A 24,749-nucleotide genomic window follows, 5' to 3' on the forward strand; every position below is an offset into this window, starting at 1 on the left:
TTTCATCCATCAGGCCGATGATGGTCAGCTCTCTTACATAGCCCATCAACTCCGAGGCCTGCTCGCGGGCATCCCGGCAGGGAATGCCTGGCTCGATGCGGAACAGCGGATGGGTCTGGTGTTCGCCTTGGAAGAAGGTGGTTTTGCCGACGGTGAATTGGGTGTCGTCTGTGCTCATCGATTCCTCTCCTGAAGTTGTCGATTGCCTGTTATGGCTTCAATGCAGGCTGGTAGACCGCTCCAGGGCCAGTGACAGCGCATCCGCCTGGCCCCAGGCAATCTGCATGGCGCGTAGCCCATTCACCAACGATTCACGGGTTTGATCATCTTCGATGGCGTCGAGGATTCGGTGGCAATGGTTGTAGGCGAGCATCAGGTAGTGGGTGACGTTCATCACCACGTGATCGATGGGCACGATGCCTTCGCTGACGGCGTTGGTGAGGGTCTTGTCGGAGGGTAGGTCGAAATGATGGGGTGGGTCGGGGACGATCTTTTTCATAAAGACTCCTGAACGCTTGGGACTGCCGCTTCCGTTTCCACAGGAAGGGCGGCAGCTGTACACGGAGTGGAAACCCGAGTGCATTCAGGAAAACTCGGTAGGCACAGGCCTTCCGGGTACAGCCGCCATTAACGACAAACCCAAAATGCTTGATGCGGGTTTCCACACCCGATCGCTGAACTGCCAGCGACCCAGAGAGGCTAAAGGGCAGCGTATTCAGGAACAATCAGACGCGAGTCGACAGGGCTTGTAGGATATTTCCAGCCACATCATGCCGCCAGCCTCAACTTGTAGGACCCTTCTGAAAATACAGTAGGAAGAGCCATACAGACCCGCGTTTATTCCGTTGCATCCCCTCGGAAGCCTCAAAGCCCATGCCATCCAACGCAGCGAAGTAGCGTTCGCGCTCAAACTCAGGTATTGATGTGCGCGCTTTCATGAGGAGATCGTTGTGGAGTGGTACGAATCGTTGTTTCTGCAGGCCTGCGCCCATGTCATGACTCTGGCGAAAATAGCCCAGCCTCGCACCCCGCAAGGTGCACTGAAGCTGAATGTCACCAGCACCTATGAGTTGGTGGAAGCCTACCAACGTGGTGTGACCCTGGCCTTCAACGCTAAGGAGTTGCAGCAGCACTTCGTCGAAGGCGCAGATTGCGCGCTGCTGATCCTGACGAGCGAACACCAGTTCACCAGCACGTTGCAAGACATCAAGCGCCAACACGATGTGGTGCTGAGTGCCTCGCTCGGGACCAAAATCCGGTCCAGCGATTTCGCAACTTATCACGTTGACGTTGCGCTCATCCGCGCGACGAAAGCCGGTGCGATGGATATCGCCCACTAAGCAAGGGCTGCTCACAGCAGCCCTTCAACCAAATTAGCCGCGGATCTCTGCCACCACAGCTGCCAGCGCCTGGGCCGGGTCCGCCGCTTTGCTGATCGGGCGGCCGATCACCAGGTAATCGGAACCTGCGTCCAGCGCCTGGCGCGGCGTCAGAATGCGGCGCTGGTCGTCCAGCGCGCTACCCGCCGGGCGAATGCCTGGAGTCACCAGTTGCAGGCCAGGGTGCGCAGCTTTCAACGCTGGCGCTTCCAGCGCCGAGCACACCAGCCCGTCCATGCCGGCCTTTTCGGCCAGCGCAGCCAGGCGCAGCACCTGCTCCTGCGGGTCCACGTCCAGACCAATACCCGCCAGGTCTTCGCGCTCCATGCTGGTCAGCACGGTAACGCCGATCAGCAACGGCTGCGGGCCGCTGCGCTTGGCCAGCTCATCACGGCAGGCCGCCATCATGCGCAGGCCGCCGGAGCAGTGGACGTTGACCATCCACACACCCATTTCTGCAGCAGCCTTCACAGCCATGGCGGTGGTGTTAGGGATATCGTGGAACTTGAGGTCGAGGAACACCTCGAAGCCCTTTTCGCACAGGGTCTCGACAATGCCGGCAGCGCTGCTGGTGAACAACTCTTTGCCAACCTTCACCCGGCACAGAGCAGGATCGAGCTGGTCGGCCAGCTTGAGGGCGGCATCACGGGTTGGGAAATCCAGGGCGACGATCAGGGGCGTCTGGCAGGCGGACATGGTCAAGGTCTCTTTGGTAATTCGTAAACGGCGCGCATTGTAAACGAAGTGAGCGTGCCTTTGGGGCCAGGGCGCCATCAGAATTGGCCCAGACAGGTACGGCTCCTATAATTGAACCAACGGATAAGGCCATCGCTCAAAATTTGTACAAGCGAAACCTTCAAAGCGCATAGGAGAACGACAATGCCCTGGTATGCCTGGCTGATACTCATCATAGCCCTCGGCTCGATCGTGGGCGGGTTGATGATGTTGCGCGATACAGCGAAAAAGCTGCCGCTGACGGAAGAACAGCTGCGCAAAGTGCATGAACGCAATGCCGAGGCGGATGCCAAGGATGCGCAGGACCGGTAAGCTGCAGGCGGTGACGCCGGGGCAGACAGTTGCCAGCCCCGGCCAGCTACCCTACTCCACGACCAACTTGCCCCGGTTGCGCTCCAGCAGCGCATTGCCTATTCCTTTGATCTCCAGCAGTTCATCTACCGAAGCGAACGGCCCGTTGGCATCCCGATAAGCCACGATCGCTTCGGCCTTCGCTTTGCCAATGCCATTGAGTTCCTTTTGCAAGGTCGGCGCATCTGCGGTGTTCAGGTTCAACATGCCGGATGGCGCTTGTACCTGGCTTACCATCGGCACCGGCTCTTTCGGAGCGGCGCCTGTTGCAGGCGCGGCGCTGAGTGAAAAGGACAAGCCGGCAAACAGCGGCAACAGCAGGTAATTGAGGACGGTATTACGCATGAAGGTCACTCCTGTGAGTTGAGTTTGAAAGCAGCAAGATCCTTGGCTGCCCACTCAAGCTAGCGGCTCACAGGCCATTCTCCCAGCGTTTGTCGCAAGGGAATGGTAACCAGATTAGACGTCACAGCATGTTGCACGCCCGCCAGGTAAAACATCCCACAGCGGGCGTGCACAGTCCCTTCAGCGTCAGAAGATTGTGTCGCGCAGCACCCGTTGCAGGTACTGACCGTAGCCATTCTTCATCAGGGGTGCGGCCAGCTTTTCCAGCTGCGCAGCGTCAATCCAGCGCTGACGGTAGGCAACCTCTTCAGGGCAAGCGACTTTCAGGCCCTGGCGGCGTTCGATGGTGGCGATGAAACCGCTGGCTTCGAGCAGCGAATCATGGGTGCCGGTATCCAACCAGGCATAGCCCCGCCCCATCACCTCGACAGACAATTGCTCGCGCTCAAGGTACAGGCGGTTGAGGTCGGTGATCTCCAGCTCGCCGCGAGGCGAAGGCTTGAGCCCCTTGGCCATCTCGATCACGTCCTGGTCGTAGAAATACAAGCCGGTGACCGCGTAGTTGGACTTGGGCTGGAGCGGTTTCTCTTCCAGGCTGATGGCCTTGCCGCGGTTGTCGAACTCGACCACACCATAACGCTCAGGGTCGGTCACGTGGTAGGCGAAGACACTTGCTCCCTGATCACGGCCCATCGCATCGAACAGCAGCGTCTGGAAGTCATGGCCGTAATAGATATTGTCGCCCAGCACCAGTGCCGATAGGTCGTTACCGATGAAGTCTTCACCAATGATGAAAGCCTGCGCAAGGCCGTCCGGCGATGGTTGTACGGCATAGGTGATGTTGATGCCCCACTTGTGGCCATCGCCCAGCAACTGCTCAAAACGCGGCGTGTCCTGCGGGGTGGAGATGATCAGGATGTCACGAATGCCCGCCAGCATCAGCGTGGTCAGCGGGTAGTAGATCATCGGTTTATCGTAGACCGGCAGCAATTGCTTGGAGATTGCCAGTGTGGCCGGGTGCAGGCGCGTGCCCGAACCGCCTGCCAGAATGATGCCTTTGCGTTGCTTGAGTGTGCTCATTTGTCGTGCTTCCCTGAACGGCAGCTGTAGTTCTTTTCTACCCATTCCCGATAACTGCCTGACTGCACGCCCTCGACCCATGCAGCATTGTCCAGGTACCACTGCACTGTCTTGCGAATACCGGTTTCAAACGTTTCGCTCGGTTTCCAGCCTAGCTCGCGCTCGAGCTTGCGGGCATCGATGGCATAGCGTCGATCATGCCCCGGACGGTCGGCAACATAGCTGATCTGATCCGCATAGGGCTTGCCGTCAGCCCGTGGGCGGAGTTCATCGAGCAAGGAACAGACGCGCTCGACGATCTCCAGATTAGGTTTCTCGTTCCAGCCACCGACGTTGTAAACCTCGCCCACCATACCAGCCTCAAGCACCCGGCGAATGGCGCTGCAATGGTCCTTGACGTAAAGCCAGTCGCGAATTTGCTGACCATCACCGTACACCGGCAGCGCTTTGCCAGCCAACGCGTTGACGATCATCAGCGGAATGAGCTTTTCCGGAAAGTGCAGTGGCCCGTAGTTGTTTGAGCAGTTCGTGGTCAGCACGGGCAAGCCGTAAGTGTGGTGGTAGGAGCGTACCAGGTGATCGCTGGCCGCCTTGCTCGCCGAGTAGGGGCTGTTGGGCTGGTACTGATGGGTTTCGGTGAACGCCGGCTCACCGGCCTTGAGCGAGCCGTACACCTCATCGGTGGACACATGCAGAAACCGGAACGAATCCCGCCTAACACCCTCAAGCCCCTGCCAATAGCTGCGTACCGCCTCGAGCAACTGGAAGGTTCCGACCACGTTGGTTTCGACGAATGCCTGCGGACCGTGAATGGAGCGGTCGACATGCGACTCGGCGGCAAAGTTGAGCACCGCACGCGGTTGATACTCGGCCAGTAGCCGCTGCAGCAGCGGACCGTCGCCGATATCCCCGTGCACGAACACATGCTGCGGATTGCCCTGCAGGCTAGCCAGGCTTTGCAGATTGCCAGCGTAGGTCAGTTTGTCGAGGTTGATGAGGGTTTCGCCCGATTGGTTCATCCAATCCAGCACGAAGTTCGCACCGATAAAGCCGGCGCCGCCGGTAACCAGGATAGTCATGGGTTCAGGTCGGTCTCATGCGGTCGGTAGAAAGGATGCTGTAAGTGTAAACGAGATCATTGAAAGCGTTATCGGCTAGGGTACCCCGTGGCTTGAGGGTAAGCGCTCCATGAACCCCACATTCAAAGCGCTCAGTTGATCGCCGATGCCGTGCTCCCGATTTCTTTCTGGAGCCCGCACGCCATGATGCGTCCCGACGCCAAAGTCGAAAAGGTCTATCTCTACCCCAAGCCCGTCGACTTCCGAAAATCCATTGATGGTTTGGCGGCGCTGGTCGAGTTGGACATTAGGCTCTGTACGAAATCCCGAGAAACCCAATCGCCGCGCCTTGAACGCAGAGATTTTATAGAGTCCCCCGCCATCGACGGAAATGAATTCTGTGATGGCAAAGCGTTACCAACTCTCGGACGAGGCTTGGGGTTTGGTCTCCGATCTCTTCATCGAAACCCATGGCCGAGGGCGCCCGCGCCTTAGCGACCGACTGATGCTCGATGGCGTGCTCTGGGTGCTCTGTTCGGGGGCTGCGTGGCGGGACATGCCGGAGCGCTTCGGCCCGTGGTCAACGGTGTATCAAAGGTTTCGGGGTTGGCGAAATCAGGGCACATTCGATCAGATGCTCAAACGTCTGCACCTGAGATTGAATGAGCAGGGTTTGATCGATCTGCAAACCTGGATGATCGACTCAACCGCAGTACGTGCAACCCGAGCCTCATCTGGCGCTCGGAAAAAAGGGGGCCTGACGAGCCTGCCGATCACGCTCTAGGCCGCAGTCGCGGCGGCATGACAACCAAGATCCACATGCTCTGCGACGCCAACGAGTCCCCGTTGAGCTTCCTTCTCTCTGGCGGTCAAGCCAGTGACATCAGCTACGCCCAGCCTCTGCTGGACGGCGTCAGCATTCCCTCGAGCCTGCGTGGTCGCCCGCGTAAACGCTGTAAATGGCTGCTTGCCGACAAGGGCTACGACGCCGAAGCGCTACGCCGCTACTGCGATCAATATCGGATGCAGCCTGTCATCCCGCTACGCTCAATGAAGCGCAAGCCCAAACCTGGCTTACCCAGACTGTTTGATCTGCCCAAGTACCGGCAGCGCAACATCATCGAGCGCATGTTTGGCTGGCCGAAAGAGAATCGCAGGATCGTGACTCGCTTCGACAAGCTTGCGAAAAGCTATGCCGCCGTCTCACTGGCTTGTTCCATGCGGTGTATGCGACAACTCTTTTCGTACAGAGCCTACGAAGCCCTGCTGCCGTGGAACTGCTTGCCAGAAATGCCACGGTAAACCATTAACCCATAGTTGGCCAGGTGGGGTTCATGGATCGCGTACGGGCGAAGTTTTAAAACGTTCGGACTCCAGACGCTTGAGCCAGAGACAGAAGCCGTTTCGCTGGTAAGTAGGCCGCCACTCATTCACCCATCAACTCAACCGCGAAGAAGCCTGATGATAAAAAACAGCCCTAGAGCCATTAAATAGAAAACCAGCGCATTAAGAATATACATCTCACCATACCAAATCCAGTGCATGACGGACGAAGCGCAAAGCATGTAGAGAAGTGTGCGCAGATAATCATTCTCGCGAAAGCCCGAGTCAATCAGCCGCAAAAAACATACACTAATAAAACCATTCATGAAAACACCGAACAGCCCAAAGTTCTCAAATGCGACACCAGCAACGTGAATACCCCCCATGCCAGTAATAATATACCAGAGAGCAGGGTTATCCACCGTGATTGGCTTCATCATCCCGAACAGCGAATAGACTGGCGATGGAGCCAATGAAAGAAACATATCGATGTAAGTTTGGCCATATCGCAGATGTTCTCCATCCCAGAAGTACGTCAACTGCTCCACAAGAGGCAAAATCACCGCATTCCAGGAGTTAAACAGGAAAAACTGCTCGATATTGTCTGCTGTCAGAACAATATCCATCCGAACCATGGAAATCACCACACCACTCGACAACAGCAGCAACATGAAAAGGCTGACGAAGAACAGTGTTTTCAGCTTGATCAAACTGCTATAGCGATACATAAGCCCGAGTATGCAGGCGACGAAGAGCACAACAAAGTCCCTATCCCCTGTCATTGCATTTGCAACGCAGTAGGACAGCACCAGCAGCACAGATGCGACTGTTATCAGCCGGGACGGATAAACCAAGGCCAAGGCGACCACAGCAATGATGGAAAATACCATCACCGACTCAGTCCCTGTAAACGCCTCGAGCATTGAGTCTATATTAACGAACCGATAGCCAATAAGCATGACACAGGCCACAAAGAATAGTGCGCCTGCCGCTTTGAAGTCCGCAGGTGAAAAAAAACCGCTCCGCTGTGGCCCCAGACTACTCACGCTCCTCACGGGCGCCAGGAGCGAAAGGAGGTAGGCCAATAATCCACCAACAACGCCAATGCTCCATACCAGCGAAAGCCTCAGCACAAAAGCATCATCTACGGAGAAATCATACCCACCTATTGGCCACAACGTGACCGTTTCACTCCACAAGCAGCTTATGAGACCGAGAAAAGGCACCGAATAACAGACAGTATACAGCGCTATCAAATATTTTTTGGACAGCAGGCACATAATGCACTGCGAGACCAAAATCACCAAACACATCAAAACCAGCAATATGATCATAATCCTAATCCAACAAAGTCCTGGAGCCCAACCAGCAGGCGAGCTCGACAGTCGCCCCCTCCCCAAGCATCCGGTTCACCCATTCCCAGTCATTCACCGTAGCAACACACGCAGTCCCAACACAATTAGAACCAGCATTTGAGCAATGAGAGCATAGACAAAGCACCTGAAAAGACTGACAGCAAACATGCTCCCCTCAGTACTTACGAACAATGTCGACAGCAGATAAACAACGGCATATACAACGCTGGCCGAGAATACGATCCAGGTCATACGCTTGCTGTGCATTACCTGGGTTATGATCGTAGTCATCAGACCGAGCCCGCCCGCGGAGAGAGCGAAGCCGAGAAGTTCTTTCTTCTCGCAGAGCCCGTCACCGAGATAACACAACCATAGATCCCGGGCAAAAAACATCAGCAAGGGCAACAAGATGGAGGCAGCAGCCCCCAGTACCAAATACAGCCTGCTGGCACGCCCATCAAGCCCTGCTAGCCGGACGACGACATAAGAGGCAAGAGCACTTGGGAGCACAGTCACCAGAATGTAGAACAGGAAAAACAGGTTGAAATAACCAACCTCAGACGCGCTTGAGCTGGCGTTGGCAAAAATCATCAGACAGATGATATGGACAGGCGCCCCGAGAAGCATGCTCCCTGCAACAGCAGGCACCCCTGAGCGGGACAACGTCGAGCTCATTTCCCGAAAAGAAAAGATGACCCTCTGAAGGCCCTGCACACCCCCCGCAGCATTGGCCTTCATGATCTGGAAACCGATAGCAGGAGCAATCAAAGTGCACAAGCCCAGCGCCAGGAGCGAAAACTCCACACGCCTTGAAAAGCTTGCCACGGCGATCACTACCAACAGGCCCGTCAGACCATGAGCGGCCAAGGCCACCGCCCACTTTACGGACGCTTCGACCGTATACATAAGCCCTGTAAAGGTCAGATTACATACACAGGCAAAACCGAGTATGAAGGCTGCAAACAGTAGGTAGTCAGCATTCCGCTCATAAGATGAAGCAGGAGCAGAGAATAAACTGAGCACGATGACACAAAGCGCTCCCACTGCGGCTCCACCCCATATCGTCAAGCTCAGGAAAGTCCTGTAGTCAGCCTTGCCCTCACTGAAGACCACATAACGACTAAAAGCAACACTAAAGGCTTCACCGACTACGGTCGCTATACCCGTTATGATGACGTAACTATACGAAAATTCGCCATACAGCTCTATACCCAAAACACGAGCCAAACTGAAAAGCAATAAAAACATGCACAGTTTGTTTAAAAGAACTGTAATTGCGCAGATACCCCTAGCCACAGGAATCAACTTCTCGCAAAGAAAGAGATATACCAATCTACCGACTTCAGCAGTCCGGCTTCGACATTAAACGCAGGATCATAACCTAGTAGACTTCTGGCTTTGCCAATATCGGCCTGCGAATGCCTTACATCACCTGCACGAAAGTCTCGGTAAACCATACTTGAATCAGAGCTTACGCCCGCACTCGACAAGGCATCACTGATGCCGGAGAACAGCTGATTAAGCGTGGTACGATCACCGACAGCGACGTTGTAGACATTATTCTTCGCCTCAGCACTGGCACATGCAGCGAGAATATTGGCCTGTACAGCGTTTTCTACAAAACAAAAATCCCGACTCGTCTCACCGTCTCCGTTAACAAAGACTTCCTCGCCGTTAATCATGGCTGCGGTCCATTTTGGGATCACAGCAGCATATGCACCATTGGGATCCTGGCGCTTGCCAAATACGTTGAAGTAGCGAAGCCCAATGCTATGCAGGCCATATGTACTGGAGAACACTTCAGCATATAGCTCGTTAACATACTTGGTGACCGCATAGGGCGAAAGAGGCTTCCCTATCACCCCTTCTACCTTCGGCAGCGCGGGATGATCACCATAAGTGGAACTGGAGGCGGCGTAGGTGAAACTCTTGACCTTGGCATCCTTCGCTGCAACCAGCATATTCAGGAAGCCGTCGATATTGGTGCCGTTCGTGGTAATCGGATCATTGATAGAACGCGGGACCGACCCCAGAGCCGCTTGATGCAGAACATAATCGACAGAAACGGATTCTTGGACGGAAAAGCTCATAGCCTTCCTGCAATCATCGATATTTCGGATATCGCCTTCAATCAGCACGAAATGGGCCCATTGCTCTGCAGTGACGGCAGCCTGCACCTCATCCAGATTGTAATGGTGGCCGGTTGAAAAGTTATCAAGACCTACCACTCGCTGATCCAGTTGGAGCAAAGTCTCCAATAGATTGGACCCGATAAATCCGGCAACCCCAGTGATCAACCAGACCTTGGGATCTTTTTTTAATTCAGCTTTTACTTCTTCGAAGCGACTCATGGCGTTCTCTTGTCTTGACATTTTAAAATCGATGTCAGACGGGCGAGAAACTCGCCCGCTTGGCATTTACAGACGCAGATCCGACTGGGAAGCATCGAGTAAATATTTGAGGTCATAAAGGACGTGCTCAACCTTGCCCAGGCTCCGAATACTTTCAGGCCCCATGGCAGCGAACTCGTTATGCGCTACAGCCAGAATGATACCGTCGTAAGACCCGGCCTGCGGCTGGCTGACAGGGGTAATCGAATACTCATGCATCGCTTCTGCAGAATCGACCCAAGGATCGTAAACGTCCACGACGATATTGAATTCAGCCAGTTCATTGACTATGTCAATGACTTTTGTATTACGGAGGTCAGGGCAGTTTTCCTTGAATGTCAGCCCCATGATCAGAACTCTCGCACCATCCACATGAATTTTGCGCTTGAGCATAGCCTTGACCAACTGCGATACGACATAGGCGCCCATGTTGTCGTTCAGTCGACGTCCGGCCAGAATAATTTCTGGGTGGTAACCTATGGACTGTGCCTTATGGGTAAGGTAGTAAGGATCCACACCGATGCAATGACCACCGACCAATCCTGGACGGAACGGCAAGAAGTTCCACTTCGTCCCTGCGGCCTCCAGAACTGCCTGAGTATCGATCCCCAACCTGTTGAAAATGAGGGCGAGTTCGTTGATCAGTGCAATATTCAAATCGCGCTGCGTATTTTCAATGACCTTGGCGGCCTCGGCTACTTTGATGCTCGTAGCTTTGTGGGTACCCGCCACAATGATGGTCTTGTAGAGTTCGTCTACCAGATCTGCCACTTCTACGGTCGAGCCAGACGTAACTTTCTTGATGGTAGTAACGCGATGCTCTTTATCGCCCGGATTGATACGCTCCGGGCTGTAGCCCGCATAGAAATCGGTATTGAACTTCAGCCCGGAGACTTTCTCCAGCACTGGAACACAGTCTTCTTCGGTTGCACCCGGATAAACTGTCGACTCATAGATAACAATGTCACCTTTTTTCAATACCCGCCCGATAGACTGGCTCGCCTTGATCAGCGGAGTGAGATCTGGCTGCTTATGCTCATCGATGGGCGTCGGAACGGTAACGATAAAGATATTGCATGCGGACAAATCGTCCAGGGCAGAGGTGAAGCTCAACCCCGACGCACCCCGGAGCTCATCATCAGAAACCTCAAGGGTCGCGTCGTGACCAGCCCTCAGCGCCTCGACCCGGCGCAGGTTTATATCAAAGCCTACAACCTGCATTTTTTTGCCAAACTCAACTGCCAATGGCAAGCCCACATAACCGAGACCTACTATGGCCAACTTTACGTCTTCGAGTTTAAGCATTGTTTTCCCTTGCCATTCTTCAATATTAAGTCAATCAAAAGTCATGCATGACGCGGCGCTGAGCTCGAACATGACAACTGCGCGCGCCAGAGATTACACCGAAATCGCCACACGGAGCCATACTCAATTTTCAGCCGGCAAACACTGACGAGCCCGGCTTACACCTGCGGCACGCCGCCCCCCCCCGTCGAGGCGCTGACGACCAGCCCTGCCAAGGAGAGGCCTGCACCGATAAATGGAAAAGAATTGTATTAGGTTCGGGGAGTAGTGCTCGCGAAAATGCAGGTTGTGCGCCGAAAAAAGGCTTCGGGATTCCCCGATCAAGTCAGCACAGGCCGCCTGACCTGTGCTGAAATAGCCCGCCGTCCAACAGACCTCTACAAGCCCTCCACCCCATGAGTCAGATGAGCTTTTCCGATTTCGAGTACGCCGGTAAGCGCAAGCAAACCCGTCGCGAGCGCTTCCTGGCCGAGATGGAGCAGGAACCGCTCACGGCGGGTCTGCTTGCGCTTACCGGCCTATTCGAAATCGGAGAAGCTCATTTGACTCATGGGAAAGGCTTGCAGGGGTGGCTGAGTGAACGGCTATTTCAGCACAGGTCGGCTGACCCGTGCTGACTTAATCGGAGAATCCCTAACGCAGCGTTTCCTTGGCCGCCTTGCAAACCTAGATCGTGACAAGGAGGAGTCAAACCCGCGTTCTTTACAAAATCTGAATCCCGGGCCTGCGACGGGCACTGACCACGTGTAGTACTGAAGCCAGCCGTCACACAACATGCAACCGTTTGTAATCGTCACCCGCTGGCAACACCCGAACAACGTACGTCGCGCATTCTTACACGATGCAAAAATAACTGTGTATGATCATGAAATTTCATTAACCGCACGCTCAAAATTCATGAAACATGCCATGCCATTTTCCTTATCCAGGCGTACTGCTTTCAACGTTGCACTTTGCTTGACAGTAGTCCTCGGTTTTGTGCTGGTCTATCATCTGGGTTTTCGCGCCATGTCGCTGCGTACCGATGCCACGCCGGAAAGACTGAGGGACTTCACCTTTCCCGTCTGGCAAAGCGTCCCCTGGTCCCAACACGGGTTCCTGACCTTCCTGAACGCAGATGCGTACTCCAAGCATGAGGCCTATGCCAACCATTCCACCCTGTACCTGATTTTCATGAGAGGTCTGCACCAGTTACAGCAATGGGTACCGATGTTCACCATGCGCATGACCGGAGCGACGCTGGCCATGCTCGCGTCACTGGGCGTCGTGTGGTTTGCAATCCGCAACCAGCTCGCCAGCCTCTGTGACTGGCGGCGCTGCCTGCTGGTGCTGGCGGCCTTCCTCTATTTTCTGACATCGCCAGGCTTCTGGATTTCACTAGGCAAATTCAACGTCGACAATGGATTCGTCTTTGTTTTCCCCTTGGTATTGCTGACCAGTATCTTGCTGGAGCGCAACGGAGCCAGGGGCAGGTCGTTCTGGATCAGCGGCCTGGCGCTTTGCGTAGTGATGCCGATGGCCTCTGCCCTGTTCAGCTTCTTCATGCTGGGCATGGCGCTGCTGGTCCATGGTGCCGACAGGCGCCGGGTAATAGCCTCAGTCGTGCTTATGGCAGTTTCAGTCGTGCTTTATCTGCAACCTGTGCTCGTCGCCAAAGTGCTCGGATATTCCAGTGAAAACAGTACATGGCTGTTTCGTTCCGGACTGGATGGTGATATGCGTTTCTATGGCAATTTCATCGATTCGGTTGTAGCACCCCAGTTCAACCGCCCCTGGTACATGATCGCCATTCCCGCAATCCTGCTCATCATCCAGCTCGGCTATGGTCACTGCCAATCGAGCAGCACAGCACTCACAACGGTACAGGCCGTCAACGCGCAGGGCATGCTGCAGACATTCTCGGTCTATCTGCTGATGCTGCTGTTCTGGCCTCAGGCCGTCTCAATCCATCCCTATTTATACGACGCGCTGCTGGTGGGGCCGATAGTGGCATGGACGGTCATCAACTTTGCGACCCGACCAGTATTTGGCAGACACCTCTTCGTATGGCTACTCGTGCTGGCCTTTCTGATCCAGTTCAACCTCACCAAGATTTCTCAGGCCGGAAATTGCGCGGAGTGTTTCTTCCCTACGTGGGGCATGCTGGGCGAACGGGTCGGATAAAAATGGACAACGTGAAGTCAATCGCGATTCTGCAATCGAATTATATCCCCTGGAAAGGCTATATAGACATGATGGCGTGTGTGGATGAGTTCATCTACTACGACGAAGCGCAGTACACAAAGAATGACTGGCGCAATCGCAACAAGATAAAGACACCTCAAGGCTTGCACTGGCTGAGCATCCCAGTCGGCTCTGCCATTCATCGGCGCATTTGCGACGTGACTGTCAGTGATCCACGCTGGGCTGCGCGACACTGGAATACTCTGGAGGCGAACTATCGTCGCAGCGCTTTCTTTGAAGAAATCAGCGCGTGGCTACAGCCGCTCTATACGTCTGGCCTCGTACATTTGTCCGAGATCAATCAATCCCTGTTGCACGGCATCTGCCAGTACCTAGGTATTTCCACACGCCTGAGTCGGTCTACCGATTATGTCCTTGAAGGCACCCAGACCGGAAAGCTGGTCAACTTGTGCAAGCAGGCCGGGGCCACCGAATATGTTACCGGTGCGGCGGCACGTGCTTATCTCGAGGAGGAATTGTTCGCCAAGGAGGGAATCAGGTTGACCTATTTTGATTACGGAGGATATCCCGGCTACTCCCAGCCATGGGGGGAGTTCGTTCATGAGGTCAGCGTCCTAGATCTGTTGTTCAACTGCGGCCCAGATGCGGCCACCTACATGAAGCACGTGCAAAGATGAAGCTCGCCATTGTAGCCACCCTGTACAAGTCTGCCTCCTTCATCGCCGAATTCCATCGCCGGGCCAGCGCGGCAGCATCCGAATTCGCAGGCGATGATTATGAGATCATCCTGGTCAACGATGGATCACCCGATGACTCGCTAGCGATGGCGATCGCACTGGCGGATGAAGACCACCACCTGAGGGTGGTAGACCTGTCGCGCAATTTCGGACATCACAAGGCGATGATGACCGGGCTTGCACAGAGCGATGCGGACCTGGTCTACCTCATCGACAGCGATCTGGAAGAGGATCCCGAGTGGCTTTGCGCCTTCGCCAATGCATTGACGCATGGTCAGGCAGATGTGATCTATGGCGTGCAGGAGGCTCGCAAGGGAGGCCTCTTCGAACGCTGGAGCGGGAGCTGGTTCTGGAGCCTGTTCAACGCGCTGACCGACATGTCCCTGCCACCCAACATCGTCACCTCGCGACTCATGACCCGCCGTTACGTCGATGCACTATTGCGTCATGAAGAGCGCGAAGTGTTCATGGCGGGCCTGTGGCATATCACCGGCTTCGTACAAATACCTTTCGTGGTCAGGAAGCTAAGCCGAGGAACATCCACCTACACCCTTCGGCACAAGATAGCCTTGCTGGTCAACTCCATCACCTCATTCTCCAACAAGCCACTGACTGCGATTTTCTATATCGGTGCACTCATCTCGGTATTGGCGCTGCTGGCCAACATCTACCTGGTGCTGAACTGGCTCTTCTTCAGTCGTACACTCAGCGGCTGGACATCCTTGATGGCGTCCATCTGGCTCATTGGCGGAATGCTGATCTCCTCGATAGGTATAATTGGCATCTATCTTTCAAAAATTTTCTCCGAAGTGAAACAGCGTCCTTACTCCATCATCCGCCAGATTTATCAGGGCCAGAAGAAATGATCCGGATTGTCTTTCTCTGCTCCGGCGGCGGCGGCAACCTGCGTTTCGTCGCCGAAGCCATTCGCATCGGCGCGCTTCGGGCACAGTTGGTAGCGGTCATCACCGACCGCGAATGCCTGGCCAATCAATTTGCCCGAGAGCACTGCATCCCTAGCGAGATCATCGATTTCAGTGAACCGGGGCAGAAAACACTGGCACGCATGTTGCGCGACATGAACGCCGATGTTGTCATCACCAACGTACACCGGATTATCGTGCAGAACGTCGTGGAGGCCTTCGCAGGCCGCCTGTTGAATCTGCATTACTCCCTGCTGCCCGCCTATGGCGGAATGATCGGGAGCAAACCAGTCGAAGCCGCCCTGGCAGCCGCTAGCCCGTTCATCGGGGTGACGGCTCACCTGGTCGATGTTGTTGTGGATGCAGGCCATCCGCTGGTGCAATCCGTTATCCCCGTGCAATCGGGCGACACCGTATCGACCTTGATGGACACCGTTTTTCGCGCCGGATGCCTGAGCCTCCTCAACGCAATTTTATTGCATGCCGGAACTCCGGCCCTATACTGCGGCACCCATCGCCTCGGGGACCGTAACGTCTTTATCAATCCAGAAATGCCCCTGGATCATGGACTTTTCGATCAAGCGATGTGGCAGCGCATTGCCGATTATCCCGATTCCGCGCATTGATGGGCCTAGCACACGGAAAGCTGCCCATGAAATATTACTTACTCATCCTCCCAGTCGCCTTGCTGGTCAGCTATAGCCAGCTGATCGTGAAGTGGCGCGCCCAAGCCGGCCCAGGACCAGCGTCAGATGGCGTAATCGACCGCCTGATCGCGTTCCTGAAAGATCCTGTTCTGATGTCGGCTTATGGCGCGGCCCTGCTGGCATCGTTCGTTTGGCTGTTCGTCGTGGCACGCATGCCGCTGGCGGTCGCATTCCCTGTCTACATCGGCACCACCTTTCTGCTCGTGCTGATGGGTAGCCATCTCATCCTCGGAGAGCCGCTGAACTGGACCAAGATCGTGGCCGCCTCGCTGATTCTGGGTGGAATTCTGCTGGGGGTAACCTCCGATGCCTGAATCACCTGTCGACGAAATGCGCACATGGTTCGCCGTATTGCGTACGCGCATGCCTGACAAGGAAGCGCAGACCCTGTTCGATACCTATGCCGAAGAGGCCTTGTTTGGCCGACGCCTGATTGCCCCCGACATTGAGCAACTGCCCGCCGGCAGTTCCATCCTGGAAGTCGGTGCAGGGGCAATGCTGCTGAGCAGCCAACTGACTCGCGAAGGTTTCAAGGTCACGGCACTGGAGCCCACCGGAAGCGGATTCTCGCACTTTCAACGGATGCGGAAAGTTGTGCTCGAAAGTGCCAACGAGGGCGGCTTCGCTCCAACCCTATGCGCCATTCGTGCAGAGCAGTTACAGCAGCCTGACACCTTTGCCTACGGCTTCTCCGTCAACGTCATGGAACATGTCGATGATGTCGGCACCACACTGGAGCGCGTGACGCAGAGCCTGAAACCTGGAGCGACCTATCGCTTCACTTGCGCAAACTATCTCTTCCCCTACGAACCTCACTTCAATCTGCCTACACTGTTTTCCAAGAAGCTGACAGAAAAGGTGCTGGGCCCGCGAATTTTCAACAGTCGCAGGGTAAGCGATCCTTCCGGGACATGGCAGTCGTTGAATTGGATCACAGTGCCACAGGTTGCTGGTATCGTCCGCCGCTCCAAGAGAATGCGGGCAGTATTCGACCGTCATACGCTGGTCTATGCTTTCGAACGCATACTGAGCGATCCTCTGTTCGCCAGTCGTCGCTCGCCACTGATGTGTAGTTTGATCACCTGTATGGTGAAGATGCGCTTGCACAAGCTCTTGAGCCTCGTCCCTGCAAGCCTGCAACCCATCATTGATTGCCGGATCAGCAAGCCACACCCACGCAAGACAACATGACCCCGAACCTGGTATGTGAAGTCTGAAACAACGCGCATTTTCATTCCCGATTGAGGCTGGTAAATATGGCTGATCCTATTCCGTTCAATTCGCCGTACATGACGGGCAAGGAGTTGTTTCACATCGCAGAGGCGAAGTTTCAGAACAGGCTGGCCGGCGACGGCAATTTCACCAAACGTTGTCACCAATGGCTGCAGGAACAAACGGGCAGCAGCAAGGCTCTCTTGACGCACTCTTGCACCGCTGCCCTGGAAATGGCTGCCCTTCTGCTGGAGCTGCAACCTGGGGATGAAGTTATCCTTCCCTCGTTCACATTCGTCTCAACCGCTAATGCCTTCGTGCTCCGCGGCGCTGTCCCGGTGTTTGTCGACATACGAGAAGACACACTCAACCTCGACGAGTCGCTGGTGGAGGACGCCATTACCACCCGAACTCGCGCCATCGTTCCTGTGCATTATGCCGGCGTGGCATGTGAGATGTACCGCATCATGGAAATCGCGGCACGATATGGTCTGAAGGTAGTAGAAGATGCCGCACAGGGGGTGATGGCCAGTTATAAAGGCCAGGCGTTGGGTGCCATAGGTGATTACGGCGCATTCAGCTTTCACGAAACCAAGAACGTAATTTGCGGCGAAGGTGGCGCCCTGCTGGTTAACTCACCAACGAACACGCTTCAAGCAGAAATCATCCGCGAGAAGGGGACTGACCGCAGCCGTTTCTTCCGTGGCGAAGTCGACAAATACACATGGCAGGAAGTCGGATCCTCGTTTTTGCCAGGGGAAATAACGGCGGCTTTTCTCTGGGCACAGTTACAAGAGGCGCATTGGATTACCCAAGAGCGATTGGCCATCTGGCATCGCTATCATTGCGGACTTGAACGACTGGAAGCCTCAGGTGCAATCCGACGTCCGGTCGTTCCGGTCGACTGCCAGCACAATGCACACATGTATTACGTACTGCTCTCTCCAGAACTGAATCGTCAGGCAGTCCTCGAAAGCCTCAAGCGACAGGAAGTCCAGGCAGTATTCCACTACGTTCCGCTGCACGATTCGCCGGCAGGACGCAGGTTCGGTCGTGTACAGGGAGGCCTGGAGGTAACGTCACAGCAGTCTGCCCGCCTGATCCGCTTGCCATTATGGGTCGGGATCACTGCGGAACAGCAAGCAAGGGTTATCGATGCACTGGAACAAGCGGTACGCTGACCGCCCTCGTATCATAGGGGCGCCCAGCGTCAGGACTCGATAGCCCAGCGTTGGCAGACATGGTCTCCATGACTGCCAACCCGACGCCAGTAGGCTATAGGCTACTGGAAGACTTGAACCTGCGCCCCACGTCGATCAATGCCTGCTGCGCCGTTACAGGAGCGGACCAGCCCAGCAACTTCCCGGCCTTTGAGGCATCGATCTGCAGTGAGCCGCACAACTGTGTATACATGCTCTTCTTGCCCACTAGGCCCATTGTGAACCCGAGCAATTCTGCCGGGACAGGGAGCATGATGGATTTTTTGTTCATCCCCTTGCTTAGGAGTCGAATGGTGTCGCCGATCGACAGGTCTTCGGCATCACTGATCAAGAACGTCTGATTCGCCGCACCGGGATGAATCGCACAGGTCACGATAAAATCGACCAAGTTCTCCAGTGCAACCATGCTTCTCAGGTTTCGCACCATCCCGAAAGGCAGGGGTATGCCAAGACTCACCAACTTCAACAAACGACGGAAGTTACCAGGTGCATTCTCCGCGTAGACCAAAGGCGGACGAATGATTACCAACTCCATTCCAGTACCTTCGGCCATGGACTTCAGCGCATTCTCCGCCTCTAGCTTGGAAGTGGCGTAATCGGCATGAGGTGCAGGGAGGGAACTTTCGGAAAAAGGCGCTTCGTGGGTCAGGTTCCCGTTGACCCCAATTGAACTGATAAATACAAAACGCTTGACCCCGCTGCTGATCGCTTGCGATGCAAGAGCAACTGCACCGTCGACATTCACTCGCCGGAACTCTGCCAGGGGATCTGTCACCGAGTCCTTCAACACGTGCGCTCGAGCAGCGAGGTGGACCACTACGTCCACCCCCCTGAGAGCCTCCGACCAATCGGTAGAGCTACCGATATCACCGACAGCGTATACCCTGGCAGAGGTCTGGGCCGTCACAGGCCGCCGAACGGTACCCGAAGCTACGTACTGCGTATCCTGCTGCAAACGCGAAAGAACAGCGCTGCCAACAAATCCATTTGCACCAGTCACCAATATGTGCATCTTCACTCCAGCAGTTGTACCTAGCCAAACCGACGTCACGCAGCCAAGAGAAACATTATTCTTCGCTGCATGCACCCTGACTCACGGATCAAGACGACGCTGCAAGTGAATCCAGTCGACGATCTCCCCCTCAGGCGCATAGCCACTAACGGTCTCCCGCAGTATCTGGCGCACGCGATCGTAGTCGTCGCTGGAAACGGCTGCCAGCAGCTCAGTCAGTTTTTCCTTGAGCTCATCCCATGCAATAAAGTCTTCGTTGGCGCTCATGATCATTGGATGCTGGGTAGCCACCACATTGGCACCGATCAACAGCTCTTCGTAGAGTTTTTCCCCCGGACGCAATCCGCTGAACTCTATGAAGATATCACCATGAGGATTACGCTCGGAGCGAATACTCAGCCCGGACAGGTGAATCATTTTTTCCGCCAGCTCCACAATCTTCACCGGCTCGCCCATGTCCAGCACGAAGACATCACCCCCCTGCCCCATGGACCCTGCCTGGATAACCAGCTGTGCGGCTTCCGGAATGGTCATGAAATAGCGGGTGATATTCGGATGAGTCACCGTGATCGGGCCGCCGGACTTGATCTGCTTGTGAAACAGCGGAATGACAGACCCGGAGGAACCGAGCACATTGCCGAATCGCACCATGGTAAAGCGAGTCTTGTTGACCTGCGAAACATTACCGCCATCCCCGAAAAGCACCGGGGCGACTTCACGGCTCAACGCTTGCAACGTCATTTCGGCCAAGCGCTTGGTACTACCCATCACGTTGGTCGGCCGAACAGCCTTGTCAGTGGAAATCAGTACAAAGTTGGCCACACCAGCACGTAGTGCAGCCTGGGCCGTGTTCAAGGTACCAATCACATTGTTGAGTACGCCCTCGGCAATGTTGTGCTCAACCATCGGAACGTGCTTGTAGGCCGCCGCGTGGTAAACCGTATCGACCCGCCATGCCTTCATGATTTCGAACAACTGCGTTTGATTCCGCACGGAGCCAAGGATAGGCAACAATCGGACAGACAAGGACTCTCGGGAAACCCGCTGCTCAAGCTCGGAAAGAATGCTATACAGGTTGAACTCACTGTGCTCCAGCAGAATCAGTGTCCTGGGCGCCAAGCCAACGATCTGCCTGCAAAGCTCAGAGCCAATGGAGCCACCGGCCCCCGTAACCAGAACTGACTGACCAAGAATACAGCGCTCAAGCAGTGCTTCCTGTGCCGGTACGGCATCCCTCCCCAGCAGGTCGGCGATATCGACTTCTTGAATGTCGTCGACCTTGACACGCCCACTGGCTAGGTCCATGAATCCTGGAATACTACGCACATGCAGCGGGAAACCTTCGAGGTAGCCCAAAATCTCGCGACGGCGCCCTCGAGTCGCCGAAGGAATGGCCAGCAGGACTTCCTGGGCCCCAGTAGCATCGATCATCCGCTGAATATGAAGGGACTTGTAAACCTGCAAACCGGAAATAACCCGATCCGCAATGCTTGCATCATCGTCGATGAAGGCCACCGGACGCATGACTTTGCCCATACGCAAAGCGGCAACCAATTGGTTGCCGGCTGCTCCCGCGCCGTAAACTGCAACTTTCGGCAACCCGTTATCACGGCTGGTGAAAGGTACATGTTGCGTCGCTGCAAACCAGTCGCCCATAAAGTACTGGCGCATCGCCAGGCGCAGACCGCCGACCATAACCATGCTCAACCACCAGTAATTGAAGATGATGGACCGGGGAACGACGTTCTGGTGATTACTGTACCAATAAACTACGAACCCGAGAATGAGCGCAGAAAGACTGACTGCCTTGATGATCGCAATAAGTGCGTCATTGCCGAAATAGCGCATGACTGCACGGTACATACCAAACCTGATGAATAATGGGATAGCAACGACCGGCGCACAGAGGAAAAGCCATAGATGATCAGCAATGGGGTCGGCCATGTCCTCGATACCCAGGCGAACCACGAATGCGAGCCAAAGGGCCGCCCACACAAGAATGACATCAGCCAAAACCTGAAGAAGAAGCTTCTGCCGACGCGGAAGCCCCAGCATCGTAACTCGCAATTTATCGAAAACCCCTTCGAACACTACTACAGCTCCTCTAATGAATCTTGTTGCAACGTCTGCAATAACCTACGCCGAGCGGTCAACCCTTTTCAAGCGATCCAGCCCTGAATCCGACAACCAATGCTACTAACGGTGTGTAAGCCAGTAGAACGCCCACTACGCCATCCAGACCGAGCAGCATGACGCACATCGCTATCGGCAACAACCACAGAAGATTCAGGGCCGCAACAGCGAGAGTAACGGGCAGATGCTTGCCATACTTCCGGGAAGCGAACTGGTACGCGTGGCTGCGATGAGCCTCATAGACCTTGTCTCCACGCGCCAGGCGTCGAACCAGCGTAAAGGTCGCGTCGACTATGAAAACGCCTAGCAATATGAGCCAGCACCAAAACAACTGCGACGATGCCCATGCCGCCTGAATCGATAGAACGCCGAGGATGATACCGAGGAAACCGCTGCCGGCATCCCCCATGAAAATTCGTGCAGGAGGAAAATTCCAATATAGAAAGCCAGCCACCGCCCCTGCCAGCAGCAGCGGTAGGATTGCCAATTGCGCAAATCCGCCGACGACACACAGCAGGCTGATACCTGCACAGGCGCAGATCGCCTCGACACTGGCAATGCCGTCGATGCCATCCATGAAGTTGTAGAGGTTCAACAACCACACCAGATAGATTGCGGCAATCACGCTACCGAACCAGGCGAGGTCAAGTGTCCAGCCAAAAACCTCTAGAGGCGGCAGGCCACCCAACCAGAACATTGCCCAACCAGCGGCAATGAAATGCCCCAACAAGCGCCAACGCGCAGCGATATGCCCATGGTCGTCCATGAAGCCGATAATCGCTATCAAAGCCCCTGAGCCCGATAATGCGATCAACACATCGGTGAAATCCAGTTTGCCTGCCAGCAAGGCCAAGGACGCGAGAAACGAAATGACAATCGCCACCCCACCGCCGCGCGGAGTAGGCACCACATGCGAACTACGATCATTGGGAATATCAATGATACTCTTCGCCAACGCATACCGACGCAAAACTGCAGTAAGCCACAGGGAAACAAGGAACACCAGTGGAGTCAGCCACCATTGAGTCATTTTTAGATTTTTCCTGGGTAGTACTTTACGGTGACCGCGTCTGCACGGCTGGAATCGGAAGTCGTGGACACGCTACCGACTCTAGCTGATACAGCGACTGTGCGTCGGACTCAATCCTTGCGCCAAACCGTGCGATTGATGTAGTCCGTATAACTCAGCACCACGCGAACTACCTGCAGTGACACAGGGCCACCTTCGTAGTCCGGCACTACCGGGATGGCGCGGCCATTTGCCGCGTGCTGGGAAGTGACGACCTTGACTGCCGCCAGAACAGGATCCTTCTTCAAGCCACTCATGATCAGCGTACCCTGATCCATACCTTCCGGACGCTCGTGGGCGTTACGCAACGTCACAGCTGGCAGGTTGAGCAGGGACGCCTCTTCAGTGATGGTGCCACTGTCGGAAAGCACACAGAATGCAGACATCTGCAGCTTGATGTAGTCAAGAAGACCAAATGGTTTGACGAAGCGAATCAACGGGTGATCCAGCGATTCACCCAACGCCTCCAGACGCTTGCGAGTCCTGGGGTGAGTAGAAACGATTACGGGATATCCGTAGACGTCAGCCAGCGCTTTCAGCGTGACCAGCAAGTCCTGGAGATTCTCCGGTGTATCGACGTTCTCTTCGCGGTGCGTACTGACGACAAAAAACTTGTCCAACTCAAGACCGCTGCGCTCCAGAACATCGGAGCACTCAATCTTCGGCCTGTAGTAATCCAGCACTTCGTGCATGTGCGAGCCGGTTTTGATGATGGTTTCCGGACGAATACCCTCGGCAATCAGATAACGCCGAGCATGCTCGGTAAGGACCATGTTGATGTCACTCAAATGATCCAGCACCTTCCGGTTCAGTTCCTCGGGCACCCGTTGATCGAAGCACCGATTTCCTGCCTCCATATGGAATACTGGAATCTTGCGACGCTTGGCAGCAATAACAGCCAGGCAGGTGTTTGTATCACCGTAAAGCAGCAACGCATCGGGCTTCTCGAGATCGAAGATCTCATCCGCCTTGGTAATGACTTCAGCGATGGTCTGCGCGGCAGTTTCACCCGCGGCTCCTAGAAAATGATCGGGCTTGCGAATCTCGAGATCGTCAAAAAAAACCTGATTCAGTTCATAATCGTAGTTTTGCCCAGAGTGCACCAGGACATGATTTACCTGCCGATCAAGCTCGGCTATGACACGACTCATCTTGATCAGTTCTGGACGAGTCCCTACCAGCGTCATGACCTTAAGCATCAAGCTGCTCCTGAATGTAATCGAGGTTAAGGAGCAACTCCTTGATTCCCGGCACATCAAGACGCTCGGTGTTATGCGACGTATAGTCGTCGAGCTCGGAGATCTTTTGCTCACCCTCTACAAAGTACTTTTTATAGTTCAAGTCACGGTTGTCAGCCGGGATGCGGTAATAGCGCCCCATGTCTTCGGCTTTGGCCATCTCTTCACGAGACACCAGCGACTCATAAAGCTTTTCACCATGGCGTGTACCGATAACGCGGACAACGTTATCTTTGCCAAAGATTTCCTTGATCGCCTCTGCAAGCTCTCCTACCGTGGAGGCTGGTGCCTTCTGAATGAAGAGATCACCTTGCTGGCCGTGCTCGAAGGCGTGGAGTACCAGATCGACGGAGTCTTCCAGCGACATCAGGAAACGGGTCATGGCAGGATCGGTGACAGTCAGATCCTCACCCGTCCTGAGTTGCTCCACGAAAAGGGGAATGACTGAGCCACGGGAGGCCATGACATTACCATAGCGAGTCGCGCAGATGACGGTTCCGCCTGCCGGAATGGTGCGTGACTTGGCAACCATGAGCTTTTCGGCCATTGCCTTCGAGATGCCCATCGCATTGATGGGATAGACCGCTTTGTCAGTACTCAGCACTACGACGCGCTTGACGTCTCGGGCAATCGCGGCATTAAGCACATTCTCCGTTCCCTGGACATTGGTGCGTACGGCTTCCATGGGATAGAACTCGCAAGAAGGCACCTGCTTGAGGGCCGCCGCGTGGAATATATAATCTACACCGACCATCGCCTGCTTCAGGCTGTCATAGTCACGAACATCACCGATGTAGAACTTGACTTTATCATTAGCCAAGGCGATGCGCATATCTTCCTGTTTTTTCTCATCCCTGCTGAAAATCCTGATTTCTCTGACATTGGTATTCAGAAAACGCTTCAGCACCGCATTACCAAAAGAGCCGGTACCGCCAGTAATCATCAAAACTTTATTATCAAACATAGAAACCTTCCAATTTAGCTCAAGCCGTT

The 24,749-nt window shown here is 54.8% G+C and carries 25 protein-coding genes and 1 pseudogene; 11 read left to right on the top strand and 15 right to left on the bottom strand.

Annotated elements, in window-relative coordinates:
* Positions 1–178 (bottom strand): DUF3077 domain-containing protein (locus F6X59_RS01940; protein ID WP_152954162.1); only part of this gene is annotated, 178 nt, incomplete at its 3' end.
* Positions 179–217: 39 nt separating this feature from the next.
* The gene (locus F6X59_RS01945; RefSeq protein WP_152954163.1) at positions 218–499 is read right to left on the bottom strand and encodes a hypothetical protein; all 282 of its coding nucleotides are present in this window, start codon (positions 497–499) and stop codon (positions 218–220) included.
* Between the two features lie 451 nt (positions 500–950).
* On the opposite strand from F6X59_RS01945, the gene F6X59_RS01950 reads away from it, so the two are divergent.
* Positions 951–1,340, top strand: a complete 390-nt coding sequence (locus F6X59_RS01950; protein ID WP_372240275.1) for a hypothetical protein — start codon at positions 951–953, stop codon at positions 1,338–1,340.
* A 33-nt stretch (positions 1,341–1,373) separates the two neighbouring features.
* On the opposite strand, the gene pyrF is transcribed toward F6X59_RS01950, so the two are convergent.
* On the bottom strand, positions 1,374–2,075 hold the full coding sequence (gene pyrF / locus F6X59_RS01955; RefSeq protein WP_152954164.1) for an orotidine-5'-phosphate decarboxylase: 702 nt from the start codon (positions 2,073–2,075) through the stop codon (positions 1,374–1,376).
* Positions 2,076–2,258: 183 nt separating this feature from the next.
* Here pyrF and F6X59_RS01960 point away from each other — a divergent pair, with 183 nt between their 5' ends.
* Positions 2,259–2,426, top strand: a complete 168-nt coding sequence (locus F6X59_RS01960; protein WP_003252762.1) for a DUF2897 family protein — start codon at positions 2,259–2,261, stop codon at positions 2,424–2,426.
* A gap of 51 nt (positions 2,427–2,477) precedes the next feature.
* Here F6X59_RS01960 and F6X59_RS01965 read toward each other — a convergent pair whose 3' ends face one another.
* The 3 genes from F6X59_RS01965 to rfbB all read right to left on the bottom strand — a co-directional run bounded on the left by F6X59_RS01965 (position 2,478) and on the right by rfbB (position 4,969).
* Positions 2,478–2,810, bottom strand: a complete 333-nt coding sequence (locus F6X59_RS01965) for a ComEA family DNA-binding protein (RefSeq protein ID WP_152954165.1) — start codon at positions 2,808–2,810, stop codon at positions 2,478–2,480.
* Between the two features lie 186 nt (positions 2,811–2,996).
* On the bottom strand, positions 2,997–3,890 hold the full coding sequence (gene rfbA, locus F6X59_RS01970; protein ID WP_152954166.1) for a glucose-1-phosphate thymidylyltransferase RfbA: 894 nt from the start codon (positions 3,888–3,890) through the stop codon (positions 2,997–2,999).
* Positions 3,887–4,969 carry a dTDP-glucose 4,6-dehydratase gene (rfbB, locus tag F6X59_RS01975; RefSeq protein ID WP_152954167.1) on the bottom strand — a complete coding sequence of 361 codons (1,083 nt, stop codon included), beginning with the start codon at positions 4,967–4,969 and terminating at the stop codon, positions 3,887–3,889. Before rfbB ends, rfbA begins: the two co-directional genes overlap by 4 nt.
* Before the next feature lie 382 nt (positions 4,970–5,351).
* Between rfbB and F6X59_RS01980 the strand changes: the two genes are divergently transcribed.
* A protein-coding gene (locus tag F6X59_RS01980; protein ID WP_152954168.1) for an IS5 family transposase occupies positions 5,352–6,250 on the top strand; the annotation gives its coding sequence in 2 pieces (ribosomal slippage) (positions 5,352–5,690 and positions 5,693–6,250; 897 coding nt in all).
* A gap of 140 nt (positions 6,251–6,390) precedes the next feature.
* Here F6X59_RS01980 and F6X59_RS01985 read toward each other — a convergent pair.
* The 4 genes from F6X59_RS01985 to tviB all read right to left on the bottom strand — a co-directional run bounded on the left by F6X59_RS01985 (position 6,391) and on the right by tviB (position 11,321).
* On the bottom strand, positions 6,391–7,605 hold the full coding sequence (locus tag F6X59_RS01985) for a hypothetical protein (RefSeq protein ID WP_152954169.1): 1,215 nt from the start codon (positions 7,603–7,605) through the stop codon (positions 6,391–6,393).
* 93 nt (positions 7,606–7,698) lie between these two features.
* Positions 7,699–8,874, bottom strand: coding sequence for a hypothetical protein (locus F6X59_RS01990; RefSeq protein WP_152954170.1), 1,176 nt, complete (start codon positions 8,872–8,874; stop codon positions 7,699–7,701).
* A gap of 53 nt (positions 8,875–8,927) precedes the next feature.
* Positions 8,928–9,977, bottom strand: a complete 1,050-nt coding sequence (locus tag F6X59_RS01995) for an NAD-dependent epimerase/dehydratase family protein (RefSeq protein ID WP_152954171.1) — start codon at positions 9,975–9,977, stop codon at positions 8,928–8,930.
* A 66-nt stretch (positions 9,978–10,043) separates the two neighbouring features.
* Complete coding sequence (gene tviB, locus F6X59_RS02000; protein ID WP_152954172.1) at positions 10,044–11,321, bottom strand: Vi polysaccharide biosynthesis UDP-N-acetylglucosamine C-6 dehydrogenase TviB; 1,278 nt, start codon at positions 11,319–11,321, stop codon at positions 10,044–10,046.
* A 395-nt stretch (positions 11,322–11,716) separates the two neighbouring features.
* Between tviB and F6X59_RS02005 the strand changes: the two are divergent.
* The 8 genes and pseudogenes from F6X59_RS02005 to rffA all read left to right on the top strand — a co-directional run.
* Positions 11,717–11,833: pseudogene (locus F6X59_RS02005) on the top strand (IS5/IS1182 family transposase); the annotation flags it as partial.
* A gap of 262 nt (positions 11,834–12,095) precedes the next feature.
* Positions 12,096–13,484, top strand: a complete 1,389-nt coding sequence (locus F6X59_RS02010; protein WP_152954173.1) for a hypothetical protein — start codon at positions 12,096–12,098, stop codon at positions 13,482–13,484.
* Positions 13,485–13,486: 2 nt separating this feature from the next.
* On the top strand, positions 13,487–14,182 hold the full coding sequence (locus F6X59_RS02015; protein ID WP_152954174.1) for a WbqC family protein: 696 nt from the start codon (positions 13,487–13,489) through the stop codon (positions 14,180–14,182).
* A complete protein-coding gene (locus F6X59_RS02020; RefSeq protein WP_152954175.1) occupies positions 14,179–15,108 on the top strand; it encodes a glycosyltransferase family 2 protein in 930 nt (309 codons plus the stop codon). The genes F6X59_RS02015 and F6X59_RS02020 overlap by 4 nt, the downstream gene beginning before the upstream one ends.
* The gene (locus F6X59_RS02025; RefSeq protein WP_152954176.1) at positions 15,105–15,791 is read left to right on the top strand and encodes a phosphoribosylglycinamide formyltransferase; all 687 of its coding nucleotides are present in this window, start codon (positions 15,105–15,107) and stop codon (positions 15,789–15,791) included. The genes F6X59_RS02020 and F6X59_RS02025 overlap by 4 nt, the downstream gene beginning before the upstream one ends.
* Before the next feature lie 26 nt (positions 15,792–15,817).
* The gene (locus F6X59_RS02030) at positions 15,818–16,186 is read left to right on the top strand and encodes a hypothetical protein (RefSeq protein ID WP_152954177.1); all 369 of its coding nucleotides are present in this window, start codon (positions 15,818–15,820) and stop codon (positions 16,184–16,186) included.
* Entirely contained in the window at positions 16,179–17,063 is an 885-nt protein-coding gene (locus F6X59_RS02035; protein WP_152954178.1) for a bifunctional 2-polyprenyl-6-hydroxyphenol methylase/3-demethylubiquinol 3-O-methyltransferase UbiG, read from the top strand. Before F6X59_RS02030 ends, F6X59_RS02035 begins: the two co-directional genes overlap by 8 nt.
* Before the next feature lie 65 nt (positions 17,064–17,128).
* Positions 17,129–18,265 (top strand): dTDP-4-amino-4,6-dideoxygalactose transaminase, encoded by a 1,137-nt coding sequence (rffA, locus tag F6X59_RS02040; protein ID WP_152954179.1) that lies wholly within the window; start codon positions 17,129–17,131, stop codon positions 18,263–18,265.
* A 94-nt stretch (positions 18,266–18,359) separates the two neighbouring features.
* Here the strand turns inward: rffA and F6X59_RS02045 are convergent, their stop codons facing one another.
* The 5 genes from F6X59_RS02045 to F6X59_RS02065 form a co-directional block, all read right to left on the bottom strand.
* Positions 18,360–19,316 (bottom strand): NAD-dependent epimerase/dehydratase family protein, encoded by a 957-nt coding sequence (locus tag F6X59_RS02045; RefSeq protein WP_152954180.1) that lies wholly within the window; start codon positions 19,314–19,316, stop codon positions 18,360–18,362.
* 81 nt (positions 19,317–19,397) lie between these two features.
* Complete coding sequence (locus F6X59_RS02050; RefSeq protein WP_152954251.1) at positions 19,398–21,371, bottom strand: nucleoside-diphosphate sugar epimerase/dehydratase; 1,974 nt, start codon at positions 21,369–21,371, stop codon at positions 19,398–19,400.
* Between the two features lie 94 nt (positions 21,372–21,465).
* Positions 21,466–22,479: a glycosyltransferase family 4 protein gene (locus F6X59_RS02055; RefSeq protein WP_152954181.1), complete on the bottom strand. Its 1,014-nt coding sequence runs from the start codon at positions 22,477–22,479 to the stop codon at positions 21,466–21,468.
* A gap of 110 nt (positions 22,480–22,589) precedes the next feature.
* Positions 22,590–23,717, bottom strand: a complete 1,128-nt coding sequence (gene wecB, locus F6X59_RS02060; protein WP_152954182.1) for a non-hydrolyzing UDP-N-acetylglucosamine 2-epimerase — start codon at positions 23,715–23,717, stop codon at positions 22,590–22,592.
* Positions 23,710–24,720: a polysaccharide biosynthesis protein gene (locus F6X59_RS02065; RefSeq protein WP_064304940.1), complete on the bottom strand. Its 1,011-nt coding sequence runs from the start codon at positions 24,718–24,720 to the stop codon at positions 23,710–23,712. Before F6X59_RS02065 ends, wecB begins: the two co-directional genes overlap by 8 nt.
* Positions 24,721–24,749 lie beyond the last annotated feature (29 nt).

The organism is Pseudomonas sp. MN1F, assembly GCF_009391885.1.
GTDB lineage: Bacteria > Pseudomonadota > Gammaproteobacteria > Pseudomonadales > Pseudomonadaceae > Aquipseudomonas.